The sequence below is a fragment of the Pseudoalteromonas sp. S3260 genome, from assembly GCF_005886925.1.
Lineage (GTDB): Bacteria > Pseudomonadota > Gammaproteobacteria > Enterobacterales > Alteromonadaceae > Pseudoalteromonas > Pseudoalteromonas tetraodonis.
In genome coordinates this window covers 1-16,550 of the sequence record NZ_PNCV01000004.1, presented here as the reverse complement: position 1 = coordinate 16,550, position 16,550 = coordinate 1, and the positions used below count along the sequence as shown (strand labels likewise).

At 40.2% G+C, this 16,550-nt stretch carries 16 protein-coding genes; 13 read left to right on the top strand and 3 right to left on the bottom strand.

Going from position 1 to position 16,550, the window contains the following annotated elements:
- Positions 1–257 precede the first annotated feature (257 nt).
- Positions 258–680: a hypothetical protein gene (locus CWC14_RS00725; RefSeq protein WP_138560719.1), complete on the bottom strand. Its 423-nt coding sequence runs from the start codon at positions 678–680 to the stop codon at positions 258–260.
- Positions 681–1,017: 337 nt separating this feature from the next.
- On the opposite strand from CWC14_RS00725, the gene ccoN reads away from it, so the two are divergent.
- The 12 genes from ccoN to ttcA all read left to right on the top strand — a co-directional run bounded on the left by ccoN (position 1,018) and on the right by ttcA (position 12,436).
- Positions 1,018–2,451: a cytochrome-c oxidase, cbb3-type subunit I gene (ccoN, locus tag CWC14_RS00720; protein WP_013464670.1), complete on the top strand. Its 1,434-nt coding sequence runs from the start codon at positions 1,018–1,020 to the stop codon at positions 2,449–2,451.
- Between the two features lie 12 nt (positions 2,452–2,463).
- A complete protein-coding gene (gene ccoO / locus CWC14_RS00715; RefSeq protein ID WP_033102690.1) occupies positions 2,464–3,138 on the top strand; it encodes a cytochrome-c oxidase, cbb3-type subunit II in 675 nt (224 codons plus the stop codon).
- A 6-nt stretch (positions 3,139–3,144) separates the two neighbouring features.
- Entirely contained in the window at positions 3,145–3,330 is a 186-nt protein-coding gene (locus CWC14_RS00710; RefSeq protein ID WP_138560717.1) for a cbb3-type cytochrome oxidase subunit 3, read from the top strand.
- On the top strand, positions 3,327–4,361 hold the full coding sequence (gene ccoP, locus CWC14_RS00705) for a cytochrome-c oxidase, cbb3-type subunit III (protein WP_033102689.1): 1,035 nt from the start codon (positions 3,327–3,329) through the stop codon (positions 4,359–4,361). Before CWC14_RS00710 ends, ccoP begins: the two co-directional genes overlap by 4 nt.
- 149 nt (positions 4,362–4,510) lie before the next feature.
- Complete coding sequence (locus CWC14_RS00700) at positions 4,511–5,002, top strand: FixH family protein (protein ID WP_024601378.1); 492 nt, start codon at positions 4,511–4,513, stop codon at positions 5,000–5,002.
- Positions 5,003–5,010: 8 nt separating this feature from the next.
- A complete protein-coding gene (locus CWC14_RS00695; RefSeq protein WP_138560715.1) occupies positions 5,011–7,383 on the top strand; it encodes a heavy metal translocating P-type ATPase in 2,373 nt (790 codons plus the stop codon).
- Positions 7,380–7,547: a cbb3-type cytochrome oxidase assembly protein CcoS gene (gene ccoS, locus CWC14_RS00690; RefSeq protein ID WP_008109812.1), complete on the top strand. Its 168-nt coding sequence runs from the start codon at positions 7,380–7,382 to the stop codon at positions 7,545–7,547. Before CWC14_RS00695 ends, ccoS begins: the two co-directional genes overlap by 4 nt.
- Positions 7,540–8,211: a sulfite exporter TauE/SafE family protein gene (locus CWC14_RS00685; protein ID WP_024601376.1), complete on the top strand. Its 672-nt coding sequence runs from the start codon at positions 7,540–7,542 to the stop codon at positions 8,209–8,211. The genes ccoS and CWC14_RS00685 overlap by 8 nt, the downstream gene beginning before the upstream one ends.
- A gap of 42 nt (positions 8,212–8,253) precedes the next feature.
- Positions 8,254–8,991 carry an FNR family transcription factor gene (locus CWC14_RS00680; protein ID WP_013464664.1) on the top strand — a complete coding sequence of 246 codons (738 nt, stop codon included), beginning with the start codon at positions 8,254–8,256 and terminating at the stop codon, positions 8,989–8,991.
- A 196-nt stretch (positions 8,992–9,187) separates the two neighbouring features.
- On the top strand, positions 9,188–10,342 hold the full coding sequence (locus CWC14_RS00675; RefSeq protein ID WP_138560713.1) for a right-handed parallel beta-helix repeat-containing protein: 1,155 nt from the start codon (positions 9,188–9,190) through the stop codon (positions 10,340–10,342).
- Between the two features lie 159 nt (positions 10,343–10,501).
- Complete coding sequence (gene uspE, locus CWC14_RS00670; RefSeq protein WP_036983022.1) at positions 10,502–11,428, top strand: universal stress protein UspE; 927 nt, start codon at positions 10,502–10,504, stop codon at positions 11,426–11,428.
- 93 nt (positions 11,429–11,521) lie between these two features.
- Entirely contained in the window at positions 11,522–12,436 is a 915-nt protein-coding gene (ttcA, locus tag CWC14_RS00665; RefSeq protein WP_058154443.1) for a tRNA 2-thiocytidine(32) synthetase TtcA, read from the top strand.
- Positions 12,437–12,484: 48 nt separating this feature from the next.
- Here ttcA and CWC14_RS00660 read toward each other — a convergent pair whose 3' ends face one another.
- Together CWC14_RS00660 and CWC14_RS00655 are read right to left on the bottom strand one after the other, a co-directional pair.
- A complete protein-coding gene (locus tag CWC14_RS00660) occupies positions 12,485–13,549 on the bottom strand; it encodes a hypothetical protein (protein WP_138560711.1) in 1,065 nt (354 codons plus the stop codon).
- 64 nt (positions 13,550–13,613) lie between these two features.
- Positions 13,614–14,672 carry a hypothetical protein gene (locus CWC14_RS00655; RefSeq protein WP_138560709.1) on the bottom strand — a complete coding sequence of 353 codons (1,059 nt, stop codon included), beginning with the start codon at positions 14,670–14,672 and terminating at the stop codon, positions 13,614–13,616.
- Between the two features lie 324 nt (positions 14,673–14,996).
- Here CWC14_RS00655 and CWC14_RS00650 point away from each other — a divergent pair, with 324 nt between their 5' ends.
- Positions 14,997–16,286, top strand: a complete 1,290-nt coding sequence (locus CWC14_RS00650) for an amidohydrolase (protein ID WP_138560707.1) — start codon at positions 14,997–14,999, stop codon at positions 16,284–16,286.
- Positions 16,287–16,550: the final 264 nt, after the last annotated feature.

Here is a 16,550-nt window from a genome sequence, read left to right as displayed (position 1 = left end):
TGGATCCATTAGATAAATCTACATATTAATGACATGGGTGCTTTATTGCACGTATGAGCACAATTGAATAAGTAAGCCAAGCAGAGCTTAAGTTATAAACTTGGAAGGTAAATGGATATGTAAAAGCTATATTAAGAATGGTTATTTTATCAGATAGACTTTAATTGCAAATAACTATTAAATGTGAGGCATTTGGCTTTGCCGCTATAATTTTACGAGAATGGCGCAGTTAAAACCCACGCCTGAGTAGAAAGCCTTTAATAGGTAACGTTAAAAAAATATTCAACATTTTCACTTATACCAGTGTTTGTATCGACAGTAGTAAGAATAAGCTTCCACACCATGTTTTTTTCTGAGCAAATCCCTACCATAGTATTAGCTACCCAAACGCTGCCCTGATTTTTAAATTGTACGGGAATGTAACCCATATACATGCTAACGCCTTCTAATTTAGCTGCAGTTATTGTTACACCAGTCGGAAACTGAGTGTAAATTGAAAACGGTGTCTCTGGTGATAGGGTTTCTTCGCTTAGCCAAACTTTAACTTGATTTGGAAAAATACACGGGTTGTTATTTTTACACTCTGTTTGTGATTGATTTACTTTTGGTGTTGATCCAGAAAAGTCACAACCTAGTAAGAATAGTAGAAAAGAAAGTAAACATACTCTATATATATACATGCAGGTTCTCAAAGTATCTAATGTATTAGTCCAACATTTGGACACGTTGGTTGATTATCGGCTTTAATGGGCAAGTAAGGTACAAATCACCTCAAAAAATAGACAGCAAGTTAATAAAGTTTGATTGATGTCATATTATTACGCAATTGACCTATCTTTTTAAGGCCAAAAAATTTATCATTTCAACCGCAAAAAAAACAAGTATTTCTTGAGATTATTATCTTTAACAACCACATATTGTGGGTTTTAGATAGTATACTTTGGAATAATAGTAGGTCCTACTTTTACAAGTAGGTAATTCATTTCTAAACGCATTTATTGCAGCGGAAGCCAGAAAATGAGCCAAACAGTAGCATCACAAACTGAGTACAATTATAAAGTTGTACGCCAATTCGCTATTATGACAGTGATTTGGGGCATCGTTGGCATGGGTATTGGGGTTCTGATAGCTGCCCAATTAGCTTGGCCAGCTCTTAACTTTGACACACCATGGTTAACTTACTCTCGACTTCGTCCGTTACACACGAACGCAGTAATTTTCGCATTTGGTACAAGTGCACTTTTTGCGACGTCTTATTACGTCGTACAACGTACATGTCAAACGCGCCTTCTTTCAGACAAATTAGCCGCCTTTACCTTCTGGGGTTGGCAGTTAGTTATTGTTCTAGCAGCAATTACTCTACCTATGGGTATTTCAAGTTCTAAAGAGTATGCAGAACTTGAGTGGCCAATCGATATCTTAATTGCTGTTGTTTGGGTAACTTACGCTATTGTATTTATGGGCACTATTGCAAAACGCAAAGTAGCGCATATTTATGTAGCTAACTGGTTCTATGCTGGTTTCATTATTACTGTTGCAGTACTTCATATTGTTAACAGCATGGCTGTTCCTGTCTCACTAACTAAATCATACTCAATTTACGCCGGTGCGGTTGATGCAATGGTTCAGTGGTGGTACGGACACAATGCAGTAGGTTTCCTTCTAACTGCTGGCTTCCTAGGTATGATGTATTACTTTGTACCAAAGCAAGCGGGTCGTCCAGTTTACTCATACCGTTTATCGGTTGTTCACTTTTGGGCTCTTATCTCGCTTTACATTTGGGCAGGTCCTCACCACCTTCACTACACTGCGCTTCCTGATTGGACGCAAAGCTTAGGTATGGTGATGTCTATTATCTTATTCGTACCGTCTTGGGGGGGTATGATCAACGGTATTATGACGCTCTCAGGTGCATGGCATAAGCTACGTACTGACCCAGTTTTACGTTTCTTAGTGGTTTCATTGTCTTTCTACGGTATGTCGACATTTGAAGGCCCGATGATGGCAATTAAATCTGTTAATGCGTTATCGCACTACACAGATTGGACTGTAGGTCACGTTCACTCAGGTGCATTAGGTTGGGTTGCGATGATTTCTATCGGTGCTATTTACCACCTTATCCCTGCGTTATTCTCGCAAGGTCGTATGTACAGCATCAAATTAATCAATACACACTTCTGGTTACACACAGTGGGTGTTGTTTTATACATTGTTGCAATGTGGATTTCAGGTGTAATGCAAGGTCTAATGTGGCGTGCAGTTAACTCTGACGGTACATTAATGTACAGCTTTGTACAGTCGTTAGAAGCCTCTCATCCTTTCTATGTTATGCGTTTCTTAGGCGGTGTGTTCATCGTTACAGGTATGCTGGTTATGGCTTATAACGTTTATCGTACAGTTTCAGCGAAAAATAACTCGTTAGAACTTGATGAACAAGCGCAGTTAGCATAACGGAGTTAGATAATGAGCAATAAAAATTCACAAAACAAACACGAAATTATCGAGAAAAACATTGGCCTCATGGCCATCTTGACTGTTTTCGCAATCAGCTTCGGTGCATTAGTAGAAATTACGCCGCTAATGTTCCAAGACGATACAACCAAGCCAGTGGATGGGTTACGCCCGTTAAACGCACTAGAGTTTGAAGGTCGCGACATTTATGTACGTGAAGGTTGTGCTAACTGTCATTCTCAAATGATCCGTCCATTTCGTGATGAAGTTGAGCGTTACGGTCACTACTCTGTAGCAGGCGAGTCAGTATGGGATCACCCTTTCCTTTGGGGTTCTAAACGTACTGGCCCTGATTTAGCACGAGTAGGTAAACGTTACTCAGATGATTGGCATTATGCGCACTTAATGGATCCACGTGCCGTGGTTCCTGAGTCTAATATGCCAAGTTTCCCTTGGTTAGCAGAGAACACGCTTGATACAAGTCTGACTCTGAAAAAACTACAAATTTTCCGTGACACGTTTGCTATCAATCCAGAAAACCCAAAACACCCGGGTCTAGGTTATGGCAGTGACGAGGAATTAATCGCTGACATTGCTAAAGTTGACGCAATGAATGACGGTAAAGGTGCAACAGAAATGCAAGCCCTTATCGCTTATTTGCAACAACTTGGCACACATTTGAAGTAGATTATTATGGACTACGGGACATACAGAGGCATTTTGACTCTGGTAATTTTAGTATTATTTATTGTGATTGTTGGATGGGCATATAGCAAGCGTAGTAAAGGTCGTTTTAAAGACGCTGCTAATGTCATATTTGAAGATGAAAAAAAACACAACAATACACTCTCTAACGAGGAAAAGGGGTCTGAGAAATGACTAGCTTTTGGAGTATATGGGTTATTGTATTAACCCTTGCATGCTTAATCATTATCTTTGGTCTACTAGTTTGGAACTTAAAAAACTATGTAGGCGTAAAAGAAGGTGAAAGCTGTGGACATGAGTTTGACGGCATTGAAGAATTAAACAATCCACTACCAAAATGGTGGACTTACATGTTCTTCGCAACGTTTGTGTGGTCTGTTTATTACTTAGCAGCCTACCCAGGTTTAGGTAATTGGGAAGGTTTAGCAAAATGGACAAGCTCAAACCAAGGTATTACCTCTTTAACTGAATCGAAAGAAGCAGTCCTTGAAGCGAAAGAAGATGGCCGTTTTGTAAAGCTAGATGCTGAATACCGCGCTGCTGAAGAGCGTTTTGGTCCTATTTTTAATGAATTGGCTCAAATACCTGTTCTAGATTTAGTAGAGTCTAAATTTGCTGGTGATGCAGCACAGCAAGTTGCGCTAGAAAACGGCACTAAACATGAGCAAACTCAAGGTCAACTCGCAGTTGAAATTGGTCAACGTTTGTTCTCACAAAACTGTGCACAATGTCATGGCTCTGATGCTCGTGGTGGTACTGGCTTCCCTAACCTCACTGACAACGATTGGTTGTACGGTGGTACACCTGACAAGATCAGAGAAACATTACTTTTAGGTCGTGTTGCAGCAATGCCACCTTGGGGTGATGCATTAGGTGAGCAAGGCGTTAAAGAAATGACAGCTTATGTACTTAGCCTATCTGGTCGTACTGTAAACCAAAAAGATGCCGATGCAGGTAAAGCGAAATTCGCGATGTGTGCAGCATGTCATGGTGCAGATGGTAAAGGTTCAGTTGCACACAACTTACCGTTTGGTGCACCAAATCTAACTGATAACATTTGGTTATACGGTGGCTCTCAACGCGCTGTTGAAGAAACACTTAACCATGGCCGTGCTGGTGTAATGCCTGCATGGAAAGAGATTTTAGGCGAAGATAAAATTCACCTATTAACTGCTTACGTTTACAGCTTATCGCAAGATAAATAACGATAAAGTTAACAAAACGTTTCAGTTTTAATCTTTTTATTTCAGTAGATTAATTCAGATCAAAAAAGCCTCCACTCGGAGGCTTTTTTTTAGTCTTTTCATTCTATTTATTATAATATAGCCGCACATTAATTAATTTTAGAGCGACTATGCAACCGACTCCGTGGTATAAAAATTTTTGGCCTTGGTTTTTAATCTTCTTTCCTTTAGCTGCAATTATTGGCTGCATTAGTTTATTTATTACAGCCATTGGTAACGGCCCAGATATGGTTGTAGATGATTACTATAAAAAAGGCAAAGCAATCAACTTAGAACTCGTTAAGTTTGATAAAGCAAAAGCGTTGTATTTACATGGCGACCTAAATGTATCAGATGAGCGTGTCAGCTTTAAATTTACCAAAGGAGATACCAGTAATATACACGCATTAAGATTGTCGTTTTTTCACCGTACCATAAAAGCGCACGATTTTGAGGCCACTCTCACCCCAAATGCTAATCAAGAGTTCACTGCATTATTAGAAAGCTATATACCAGGCGCATATTCGGTGTTTATTGAACCCGTTGATAACAGTTGGAAAATGAAAGAAAACGTTAGTTTACCAACCACCGCCACCGTTTTAGTGACTCCTAACTATAAGTAGTATTTAGTATGTCTAAAAATTGCTTTCATTGTCTTGAAAGTGTGCCTGCTGGATTTAGCGCACATGTTGTTATAGACAATACCGCTGAGCCAATGTGTTGCATTGGCTGCCAAGCTGTTGCACAAAATATCATTGACCAAGGGATGACCGACTACTACAAATATCGCACTGTTAGTGCCGGTAAAGTAGAGCAACTCATCCCTGAACAACTCGCTTTTATTAAAAGCTATGACAATGAAGATATTCAAGATGAGTTTATCAGTACGCATAACGACAACTCTGAGGTGCTTCTCAGTGTTGAGGGCATTATCTGCGCCGCCTGTGCCTGGCTTATTGAAAAGCAATTACTTAACCTTAAATCGGTAAAGCGCGTTGATGTAAACACCTCAACTAATCGCGCTATGATCCAATGGGATAAAAGCGCAACCCCTTTAAGTGAGCTAATCACCTCACTGGCTGAAATAGGTTACAAAGCCTATCCATTCCAATCAGATGTAGAAGCCCAGCAAAAACAACAAACAGCTAAAGCCTATATTCGCCGCCTCGGTGTGGCAGGCTTAATGACCATGCAAGTGATGATGTTTGCCTTTGCTATGTACTTTGGCATGTTCTCTGGGATGGACAGTAATTTTGAACAGTACTTTAGATGGATCAGCTTGATCCTTGCAACGCCCGTTATTTTATACAGCGCCCTGCCCTTTTTAAGTAATGCAATTAACGGCTTAAAAGCAAAACAACTGAATATGGATTTACCGGTATCATTGGCGATTTTTGGTGCCTATGGCGCAAGCTGTTACGCCACCGTAATGGAAGTCGGTGAAGTTTACTTTGAATCTATTTGTATGTTTACCTTTTTACTCTTATTAGGTAAATACTTAGAATTTAGAGCGCGCTTAAAGGCCAGTGAATTTACAGCCAACTTACAAAAGCTACTGCCACTGACTGCCCGTACACTCGATGAAAACGGCAAAGAGCACATAATTGCCGCTAAAAAGCTCAAGCTTAACGATATCGTTTTAATAAAAGCAGGCGAAACTATCCCTGCCGATGGCATCTTAGTCAAAGGCAGCACCAGTGTTGATGAGTCTATGATGACTGGTGAACATCAGCCAGTACGAAAGTATATTGATCATAACGTGTATGCGGGCACGGTTAATCATGATGGTATTATTGAAATAAAAATCAATAAGCTGGGCCAAAATACCCTGCTTAATCAAATTATTCGCCTGCAACATAATGCCCTAACAAAACGCCCACGGTTAGTAGAAATTACCGACAAAGTAGCGCAGTGGTTTGTTGCCGTGTTACTGGTTTTTGCCTCTCTAACCGCCATTGGCTGGTATCAAATTGACCCTGATGTCGCTTTTTGGATCACTATATCGGTGTTAGTGGCCACTTGCCCGTGCGCATTGAGTTTAGCTATTCCAACCGCGTTAACGTGTGCTGTGGCTACCTTAACTCGTAAAGGAATATTAATTAAGCAAGCACATGTGCTCGAAACACTCTCAAAGCTTACTTTAGTTGCTTTTGATAAAACCGGTACGCTTACGCAAGGTAAATTTAGCCTCGATGTTGTTGACATACTTGATGATAACTACAGCAAAGAGCAAATTCTTGATATTGCAGCACAGCTTGAGAGCTATTCTGAGCACCCTATTGCTAGTGCCTTTAAAGAGTTTAAAGGTCAGCGTAAATTTGACGATGTACAGCTCCATCCAGGGGTTGGGATCAGCGCTCAATACGATAATACGCACTACGCCATTGGTAAAAGTGGCTGGTTTGATACCAAAAAAACCAATGCGCAAGCTACCCTTTACATAAACAAGCAACCCGTTGCACGCTTTTACTTTGTTGATAAAGTAAAAACAGATGCCGATAAACTCATTAACTCGTTAAAGGCTGCCAATCTAAGTTGTCATATGCTAACAGGTGACGCCTCAGATGCCGGTGCCAAGGTGGCAAAAAAATTAAAGCTTGATTCAGTACAAGCCAGTTGTAGTCCAAAAGATAAACAAGACGCCGTTGATCATTGGTCAACTCAAGGTGAAGTTGTTGCTATGGTTGGCGATGGCGTAAACGACAGCCCAGTATTTGCCAGCGCCCACTTATCAATCGCCATGGAAACAGGAGCTGATATCTCTAAAAACAGTGCCGATGTTGTGCTGCTTAACAGTGATTTAGCCTCTATTGATCATTTGTTGACGATTGCTAGGCAAACACGGCGTATAATTAAGCAAAACCTAGCGCTTTCTTTATTATATAATGGCTCTATATTACCGCTTGCTGCTATGGGTTTAGTTGCGCCTTGGATGGCGGTAATTGGTATGTCTGCCAGCTCTATTATTGTGATATGTAATTCACTAAGGCTATTAAAGTTATGAGCATAATTTATATTTTAGTTCCTATCGCTATCTTGTTTGTACTAATTGCCATTGGCGTGTTTTTTTGGGCAGTAAAAGGCGAGCAATTCTCTGATTTAAACAAGCAAGGCCACAGTATTTTGTTTGAAGACGATAAAGAGCAACATAATAAAAGTAATGATTGATCCAATTTTTGTTAGCGCTTTTTTAATGGGGTTGATTGGCAGTGGCCATTGCATTGCTATGTGCGGCGGCATTGCCAGCTCATTACAATTAGCCAGTAACAAGCGCCAAACTTGGTTGTATTCTCTAGCCTATAATAGCGGCAGAGCGCTAAGTTATATGCTTGCTGGTGCCCTAGTCGCCGGTATTAGTAGTCAATTTGCCACACAAAACTCGGCCTTTGCGCTGTTTTTATCATTTTTAGCGGGCGTGTTTATGTTACTGGTCGGCGTTTATATCATGCGCTTAGCCGCGACATTACAATGGCTCGAAAAACTCGGCAAAACCCTCATTTGGCAGCACTTAATTAAACTTAATAAATATTTAATGCCCATTGATTCCCCATTAAAAGCGCTTGGTTATGGCGCACTATGGGGCTGGTTACCGTGCGGCTTAGTATATTCTGCGCTCACATGGGCGATGACCAGTGGCACTGCCATAAATGGTGCTCTGGTTATGCTGGCATTTGCCCTAGGGACGTTCCCTGCCATGATCACCTTAGGTGTGGCTGCACAAAAGCTCAATACGCTTTTTAATCACCCTTGGACGCGAATAATATTAGGCAGTGTTATCATTTGGTATGGTATCTACCTTTTGATCATTGCAACAGACAAGCTAGTGCATTAACATTGGTAAATGTTGTGCATAGAAATTTAACGGATTGAACTTATGGATTTTTCTCAAAGTCGTGCTAAAGGTAATTGTGCCATTAGCTGTAATAACTGCAGTATTAGCCAGTTATGTTTACCATTTTCTTTAAATGGCCAAGAAATGGATAAACTTGATGAGATCATTGAGCGAAAAAAACCATTACACAAGGGTGACTACTTATTTGAATCGGGCGCACCTTTAAATGCAATTTATGCAGTTCGTTCGGGGTCGTTTAAATCGTATACCTTGTCAGAGCAAGGCGATGAGCAAATTACAGGCTTTCATTTAGCGGGTGACCTTGTTGGCTTTGACGCCATCAATAAAATGCAACATCAAAGTTTTTCTCAAGCACTAGAAACCTCAATGGTATGTGAAATTCCCTTTGAAACTCTTGACGAACTAGCCGGTAAACTGCCTAAATTGCGCCAACAAATAATGCGTTTAATGAGCAGTGAAATAACCTACGATCAGGAAATGCTGTTATTACTGAATAAAAAATCAGCAGAAGAACGCCTAGCGAGTTTTATCTATAATTTATCAGAGCGTTTTGGTGAGCGTGGTTTTTCTCGTAAAGAATTTAGATTTACCATGACCCGCGGTGAAATTGGCAACTACCTCGGTTTAACAGTAGAAACTATTAGCCGTTTGTTAAGTCGTTTCCAAAAAGCCGACTTAATTAAAGTAGAAGGTAAATTTATTACTATTTTAGATAATGACGCTTTAGCCAAAACTGCTGCGATTGTTAAGCCTCGTTAATAATCGCTTCTCATTTTAAAATTAATCCTACCCTGAATTGGAGCGTAATTATTGCAATTATGCTCTATCTCTACTAACACTTTGAGTAGAGCTATTAACCATTCACTTTTAAGAGTCGATGAATGAATTGTCTGGCTCATTTTTTAATATAAAAGCAACTACGTCCTATTAAACTCTTACATAGAAGGACAATCTTATGCCTAAATCTTTATTTCTATTTATCGCTCTTTCTTTAAGTATTTTATTTAGTAGCCAAGCATCGAGCTCAATGATCCCCGATGATGGCATTGATGACTCAGAAGCACTAAAAGACTTGATTTTAAACACTGCAGAAAATTCCGCGCTAAAAATAGAAGAGCCAGGAGTTTATGACATCTGCTCAGCTATTATTGTTAGAAATCTTAACAATATTGTTATTACAGCTAATACTGGCGTTATACTAAAAAAGTGTGACCAATTTGAAGGAGAGTATATTTTATCCTTTTATAATTCACGCTTCATAGAAATTAATGGTTTTATTTTTAGAGGGTTAACCACAGACAAAATTAATTATGTTTGGGGTGAGCAAGGTATCCTTTTTGCAGGCTCCGAAGATATTTCAATTAAACATAATCAATTTTTTGATTTTGGCGATGCGGCTATAAGAGCAACATCTTCACACTTATCATCCCATGATACGAATATCAATTCTTTCAGAATTGATATTCGTAATAATTACTTTGAAAATGTCACACAAGTAACAACTACTCACCCGTGGAATAATAACTATGGAGGTACGCATGATATTACAGTTGAAGATAATATTTTTGAGGGATTGAAGGGAGCATTGAAATTTGCCACGGTTAAACCTGTATCAAAGGCTCTAGTAAGATATAACACTTTCAAAAACACCAAAGGCACCGCTATAGAAATTACTTATTACTCTAACGTAAAAATTATTGCTAATACCTTCATAGACAGTGATAAGTTTATCCTCAATGCTTACCCTAACAAACCAAAAAGTGTGACGGAGCCTTTTAATTGGGGAAGTATTTATTTTACTCACAACACAGTTTTACGTTCTAAGGGAGGCATTAGAATACAGTCAGATGTAACCGGCGAGCTAATAGATGACAAATACGTAAGAGGCATTTATATCAATAACAATCACTTTATTGACGTTGATATGACTGTTTATCCTGAAAAAAAATATTGGTATCTTATTAATTTATTTACTCGAGGTGGAAAGAGTTATCTATTTTCTACAATCAAAGATAATGTTTATAACTTACTACCCGAAGTAGACTTTGTGAAAAAAACGAGTGGATTCACTGTGGAAGACAACACTTTAATAAAGCCTGAAAATAATTAAATTTTGTAAAGCTCTACACACGTTAATGCAGGGTAAGGGTTTCAAAATTAGAGAAGCTTTATTTCTTGATATAGAACAAGAATATTAGTGCTACCCCTTTAACTGTTGTGTATTTGCGTTACACTCAAGGTATAACTGTTAAGTGAATGGAGTAGCACAATGGAAACGATTAAACGTATTATCGCGGTTATTGACCCAACTAAAGACGATCAAAATGCCCTCGCGCGTTCAATAGATTTAGCCAAAAAATCAGGGGCTAGCATTACCGCCTTTATGACGGTGTACGATTTCTCTTACGAAATGACTACTATGCTCTCTGGTGATGAACGTGAAGCAATGCGTAAAGCAGTGTTAAAAGATCGCGAACTATGGTTAAAAGATCTTGTCTCTCCTTATCAAAACATTAATATTAATACCCAAGTCATTTGGCATAACCGCCCTTACGAAGCCATTATTAATACCGTTATTAATGATAAATATGACCTAGTGATCAAAGGTACTCATCAGCATGGTGCTCTTAAAGCGGTTATTTTCACGCCAACAGACTGGCACTTAGTCAGAAAATGCCCAACCCCTGTATTATTTGTAAAAGATATGGCGTGGCCAGCACATGGGAATATTTTAGCGGCTGTTAATGCAGTCAGTGAAAATGATCAGCACCTGTCACTGAATAAACGCATAATTAAAGATGCACAATTTTTATGTGAACTGGCTAATGCTAAACTTAACTTAGTCAATGCCTACCCTGCTACACCAGTAAATATTGCGATAGAAATCCCAGAATTTAACCCTGGGCTTTACAATGAATCAGTTAAAAAACATCATATTGAATCAACCAATGAACTAGCTAACGAGTTTAACCTAACCTCTGATCAATGCTTTATTGAAGAGGGATTGCCAGAAGATGTGATACCGGATGTTGCAAAACGCTTAAACAGCGAATTAGTGGTTATTGGCACGGTCGGACGGACTGGCTTAAGCGCTGCCTTAGTAGGCAACACTGCTGAGCATGTTATTGACAGCCTTGATTGTGATGTACTTGCACTTAAACCTGATGGGTACGTAAGCCCGCTTGCAGAAAGTTAGCGTTTGCAGTAGCTCCCATATTACATATGACTTATAATATGCCCCTTTATTTTTAGCAATTAATTTTGCCGTACTATTTTATAAGGGGGCGTAGTGTCTCATTCTGCTCAAGCCAAAGCTCAATACAACTTAAATAAGCTTCAAAAGCGTTTACGCCGCCTCACAGGTCAAGCTGTCATGGACTTTAACATGATTGAAGAAGGTGACCGTATTATGGTGTGCTTATCGGGTGGCAAAGACAGTTACACTATGCTCGACATGTTGCAACATTTACAACGTGTTGCACCTATCAAGTTTGATTTATTTGCAGTAAATCTCGACCAAAAACAACCTGGTTTTCCTGAGCATGTGCTTCCTGAGTATCTTGATAATTTAAATATTGAATACAAAATTGTAGAAGAAGATACCTACAGTATTGTAACTGATATTATTCCTGAGGGTAAAACAACCTGCTCGCTTTGCTCTCGCTTGCGCCGCGGTATTTTATATCGCACTGCTAAAGAGTTAGGTGCGACTAAAATTGCACTGGGTCATCACCGCGATGATATGATAGAAACCTTGTTTTTAAATATGTTTTATGGCGGAAAACTAAAAAGTATGCCGGCTAAACTAATGAGCGATAACGGTGAGCATATGGTTATTCGCCCACTGGCATATTGTAAAGAAGCCGATATAAGCAAATATGCGTTCAGCCAAGGCTACCCTATTATTCCGTGTAATTTATGTGGCTCACAAGAAAACTTACAGCGTAAACACACTAAAAATATGCTAGAGCAATGGAATAAAGAGCACCCAGGCCGTATAGAGAGTATTTTCACCGCCATGCAAAACGTTGTGCCTTCACACTTAGCTGATAATCAATTATTTGATTTTACCAACTTGCAAACGGGTGACGTTATTGATGGGGGCGATATCGCGCTCGATAAACCAGATATTCCAAAAGTCCCAGTTAATCATGAACAAGATGAAACAAACCAAGCCGACGTGGTTACCATTAATTTAAGCTAATTTTTAAGGGTTTGTAGTAATGCAAACCCTTCACTTTGTTCTATGCTGCTACTGACCAGCAGCTAATCCTTGTAAAAACTCTAAACTCTGCATTTCTTGTTTGTTTGCCTGATAAGGCAACTGTTGTAAGCTGTCGTAAGCAAAATCTTCAATAGTAAACTCGCTAATTTCACTTTCACCAAAACTGTTAAGCTCACCTGGGCTTGGCGACATTCGCTCAACAACAAAATCGCTTAACCGTAAGTCATTCGTTTGCTTGGGCAAAACAGACCAATGCGCTTTAAAGTCAATTTGCTGACTGCCCTCATTTAAACGCGCTTTAGCAACTAAATGTGCTAATGGCGAAGTTCCACTGTATAAGTTAGCTCTTAAACGGTATAAGCCACTTTTTATAACTGTTAAATTGGCCGGTACTATCATGTTTTCATTACGTGGATAGGCGTTTTCAAAACCAGTTAAGGTTGCACTAGGCGGCATATAGTGTATTTGTGCCACCACCGAGACTATTTTACCCGCGATATCGGCTTCAACTAATAATTGTAAATTACGTGGATAGTCTTCTTCACCTTTAAATGTCATTGCCAGCTCGTTTTGACGAGCCACACCACTTTGCGTTTTTAGCGACTTTTTGGTGTCTGTATTACTGAGTGTTACTACCGCCTTACCTAAATTTGGGGCGCTTACGGTTAGCTCTATAGCTTGTGGATACACATACCGATATTGAGACAAGCTCACTGTTAACTCCCCGCCTTGCTCACCCACTGGGCTGCTAACAGGAAAGAACTGATTTGGCTTAAGTCTGTCCTCATCATATACCGTTAATGGTTGTGAATAAGGCGGAAACGCCAAACTTTGTTGATACTGTTGTGCCACCGCCGATGCCGCTTTGGCTAAGTCTTCATCAAATGCTGACTGAGTTACTGAGCTGGTTTTTGTTGTTGCCTTTATCACAGGTTGGCTTAGCGTGCGCTGCTGAGCAGGAGGTGTCGATATCGGCTTTTTATCATTGAGAGGGGCTTGTTTTAGGGGGTAACTTGCATGACCCTCATCAATTAAAAACCACATAAGTAGGCCCATGCTGATAGCAAAGCCAATCACGTAGGACTTTTTCATCGGTTAGTTATCCTATATAAAACGTGTAGTACGTATACTACACGATGTTTTAAGTATGCTTATATCACGGGATCACATTATATATAAGTGCCGATGCACTCAAATTATCTGAGTCTTTTACATAACGATATTGTTTCTTCCAAAACCAACTACCTGTGGTTTCATCTACGGTTTCAAACCCTAGCGTGTCGCCAGCTACCGTAATGTTATTCATCGCAATCGTTACATTTCCTTGGCGCTGCGCTTGTTGAATCTCATTATGACTGTAACTGTTAGTCATCATTAATGGGTAATGATATGGCATAAAACTATTAACAGCATCACCTTGCGATTTTAAACGCCCATTAGTGTCAATATTGGTGCTACAGCTACCAAATGAGTTTACCGAGCTTGCACCACATGATGAGTGAGTAGCCACTACCGAGTCGTCATTACCGCGTAAAAATCCAGCCGTTAAACCTAAGTAAGCATTACCATCGGCTACAAAACGTAAACGAGGTGTGCGTGCATCAGGTAATGGCGCAATTCTGCGTGCATTATTTACTTTTAAATCGTGCAATACGCCTATCGCCTCATTAACTTCACTGCCTAACCACCACGTTAGCGCGGCATCTACAGCAAAATTCCACGATGCGCCTGTTAATGTACTCACCGCTAAGTCGGCCAATTCACTGCCGCCACCAGCACCGGCTAAATCAAAGGTGGCAATAATATTAAGCGGCTGTAATCCGGAACTTGCAAGCCAGTTTTCTTGGTTATCTATAATATATCGGGCAACTAAGTCACCGGTTGAATGAGTCACAAATACACAGCCTGGCTCGCATAGATTTGAGCGAGAAATTTGCTGTAGTTTAGGCCATACCCAATCGGTGGTGATTTTTCCTTCTATTCGTTCATATGCAGGCCAATCGATGCGCTCATCTGCGCGGTTCACCCAGTAAGACTGCCAATAGCTTTGTCCATCGTTTATCACATCACTGGCTGCTCTATTGGTAAGTTGTGATACCTGTAAGCCATGAATTAAAATTACCTTATACTCTTTACTGAGCGCAGAAAAACTCATTAGCAGGCTTAATGCTGCTGCAAATAAAGAGACGCGTTTAAATATGTGTGTGTTGTTCATATTAATCCTTAACTGATTCAATATTTTTATTATGCTTAGCTTGTTACACGCTGTTGTCGGTGCATGGTAAAAGCAACGCATTGACCAGTATTGGGAACAAAGTTAAAAAATGCAACATTTTGTTATCATTTTCGCTGTTAAGGCTAAATATCTGCGTTAAAATACGACAAAAGCGCTAAACTATTGTGCTATTTGGAACAGTTTATGGGCTTTATAAACCGCCATTGAAAACACCGTGAACTTTTTTGTTAACTATCGCACGGCACTACTTTTTATCAGCGTAATAGCGTAAGTTAGTTACATACGAACAACCAAGGAATCATAATGATAAAAAAAATAATATGTGGTGGCTTTTTATTAACCGCCATTTCCGCCCCTAGTTTTGCCGCGAGTGTTAACACCCAACTTGAACAAGCAACACAAAGTGTGAGTGAAAAAATCATTACATGGCGTCGTCACTTACATCAATATCCAGAGCTGAGTAATCGCGAATTTGAAACCGCCAAGTACATTACTGAACATTTAAAATCACTGGGTCTTGAAGTACAAACCGGTGTTGCTCATACCGGTGTTGTGGCAAAATTAAGCGGCGGTAAAAAAGGCCCTTTAATCGCATTGCGTGCTGATATGGATGCTTTACCGGTTACCGAACAAGTTGATTTATCCTTTGCCTCTAAACAAACATCAACCTATCGAGGCAATGAAGTAGGCGTTATGCATGCCTGCGGGCACGACACTCATGTTGCTATTTTAATGGCCGTGGCAGAGTCACTGGTAAAAATAAAAGATCAGTTAGCGGGCGAAGTACTGTTTGTATTTCAACCGGCTGAAGAAGGTGCCCCCGAGGGAGAAGAAGGTGGCGCTGAGCTGATGTTAAAAGAAGGCTTATTTAAGCAAAAGCCTGAGGCCGTGTTTGGTTTACATGTCACCAGCTCACTCAATACAGGGCAAATTGGCTTTCGTGAAGGGCCACTAATGGCCAGTGAAGATTCTTTCACAATTAACGTTACTGGGCGTCAAACACATGGTTCACGTCCATGGAATGGCGTAGACCCAATTGTTGCTTCATCACAAATTATAATGGCAACTCAAACAATCGCCTCTCGCCAAGTTGATGTAACTAAAGCACCTTCAGTCATTTCGTTTGGCGCAATTAATGGCGGCATACGCTCAAATATAATCCCTGATAATGTAGAGCTGATTGGTACCATTAGAACCTTTGATCAAACTATGCGTGCCGATATTAAAAAACGTTTAGCTAAAACCGCAGAGCTGGTAGCCGAATCCGCTGGTGCTAAAGCCGATGTGCATATAGACCACGGCTACCCTGTCACAGTAAACAATGTAGCACTCACCCAAAAAATGACCCCAACGCTTGCCCGTATTGCTGGTGCTGACAACATTATTACCACCGATTTAATTACCGGCGCAGAAGACTTTAGTTATTATGCGCTTGAAACCCCTGGGCTATTTTACTTTTTAGGCGTCACTCCAAAAGATCAAAACGCTAAAACGGCAGCAAGTAATCATTCACCTCAGTTTTATGTTGACGAAAGCGCCTTACAACTCGGCGTAGAATCATTATCTCAACTGGTTGTTGACTACTTACAATAACAACTCAACGTAACAAGCACAGGGGTAATAACCTTGTGCTTGTAAAGCTAGGGTCTGTTGACCTTTGCGGATTAATATTTGTTCAAGCTAGGGGCGGTTTAATCGCGGCGCGAGGTTTGTAACCTAGTGGACTAAGTAAGAACCGAGCAACAAAGAGTAAATCGCCCCTAGGCAGAACCCGAAGGGCAGCGCCTGTTTGGCATTGATGCTGCGTTATCGCCTATTTCTGGGGAATAACCACACCACATAGGCTCTGCCTTGCCT

Excerpts from the sequence above, each read along its gene's own strand:
- CWC14_RS00725 (WP_138560719.1), bottom strand. The coding sequence starts at position 680 with ATGTATATATATAGAGTATGTTTACTTTCTTTTCTACTATTCTTACTA.
- ccoN (WP_013464670.1), top strand. The coding sequence starts at position 1,018 with ATGAGCCAAACAGTAGCATCACAAACTGAGTACAATTATAAAGTTGTA.
- ccoO (WP_033102690.1), top strand. The coding sequence starts at position 2,464 with ATGAGCAATAAAAATTCACAAAACAAACACGAAATTATCGAGAAAAAC.
- CWC14_RS00710 (WP_138560717.1), top strand. The coding sequence starts at position 3,145 with ATGGACTACGGGACATACAGAGGCATTTTGACTCTGGTAATTTTAGTA.
- ccoP (WP_033102689.1), top strand. The coding sequence starts at position 3,327 with ATGACTAGCTTTTGGAGTATATGGGTTATTGTATTAACCCTTGCATGC.
- CWC14_RS00700 (WP_024601378.1), top strand. The coding sequence starts at position 4,511 with ATGCAACCGACTCCGTGGTATAAAAATTTTTGGCCTTGGTTTTTAATC.
- CWC14_RS00695 (WP_138560715.1), top strand. The coding sequence starts at position 5,011 with ATGTCTAAAAATTGCTTTCATTGTCTTGAAAGTGTGCCTGCTGGATTT.
- ccoS (WP_008109812.1), top strand. The coding sequence starts at position 7,380 with ATGAGCATAATTTATATTTTAGTTCCTATCGCTATCTTGTTTGTACTA.
- CWC14_RS00685 (WP_024601376.1), top strand. The coding sequence starts at position 7,540 with ATGATTGATCCAATTTTTGTTAGCGCTTTTTTAATGGGGTTGATTGGC.
- CWC14_RS00680 (WP_013464664.1), top strand. The coding sequence starts at position 8,254 with ATGGATTTTTCTCAAAGTCGTGCTAAAGGTAATTGTGCCATTAGCTGT.
- CWC14_RS00675 (WP_138560713.1), top strand. The coding sequence starts at position 9,188 with ATGCCTAAATCTTTATTTCTATTTATCGCTCTTTCTTTAAGTATTTTA.
- uspE (WP_036983022.1), top strand. The coding sequence starts at position 10,502 with ATGGAAACGATTAAACGTATTATCGCGGTTATTGACCCAACTAAAGAC.
- CWC14_RS00660 (WP_138560711.1), bottom strand. The coding sequence starts at position 13,549 with ATGAAAAAGTCCTACGTGATTGGCTTTGCTATCAGCATGGGCCTACTT.
- CWC14_RS00655 (WP_138560709.1), bottom strand. The coding sequence starts at position 14,672 with ATGAACAACACACACATATTTAAACGCGTCTCTTTATTTGCAGCAGCA.
- CWC14_RS00650 (WP_138560707.1), top strand. The coding sequence starts at position 14,997 with ATGATAAAAAAAATAATATGTGGTGGCTTTTTATTAACCGCCATTTCC.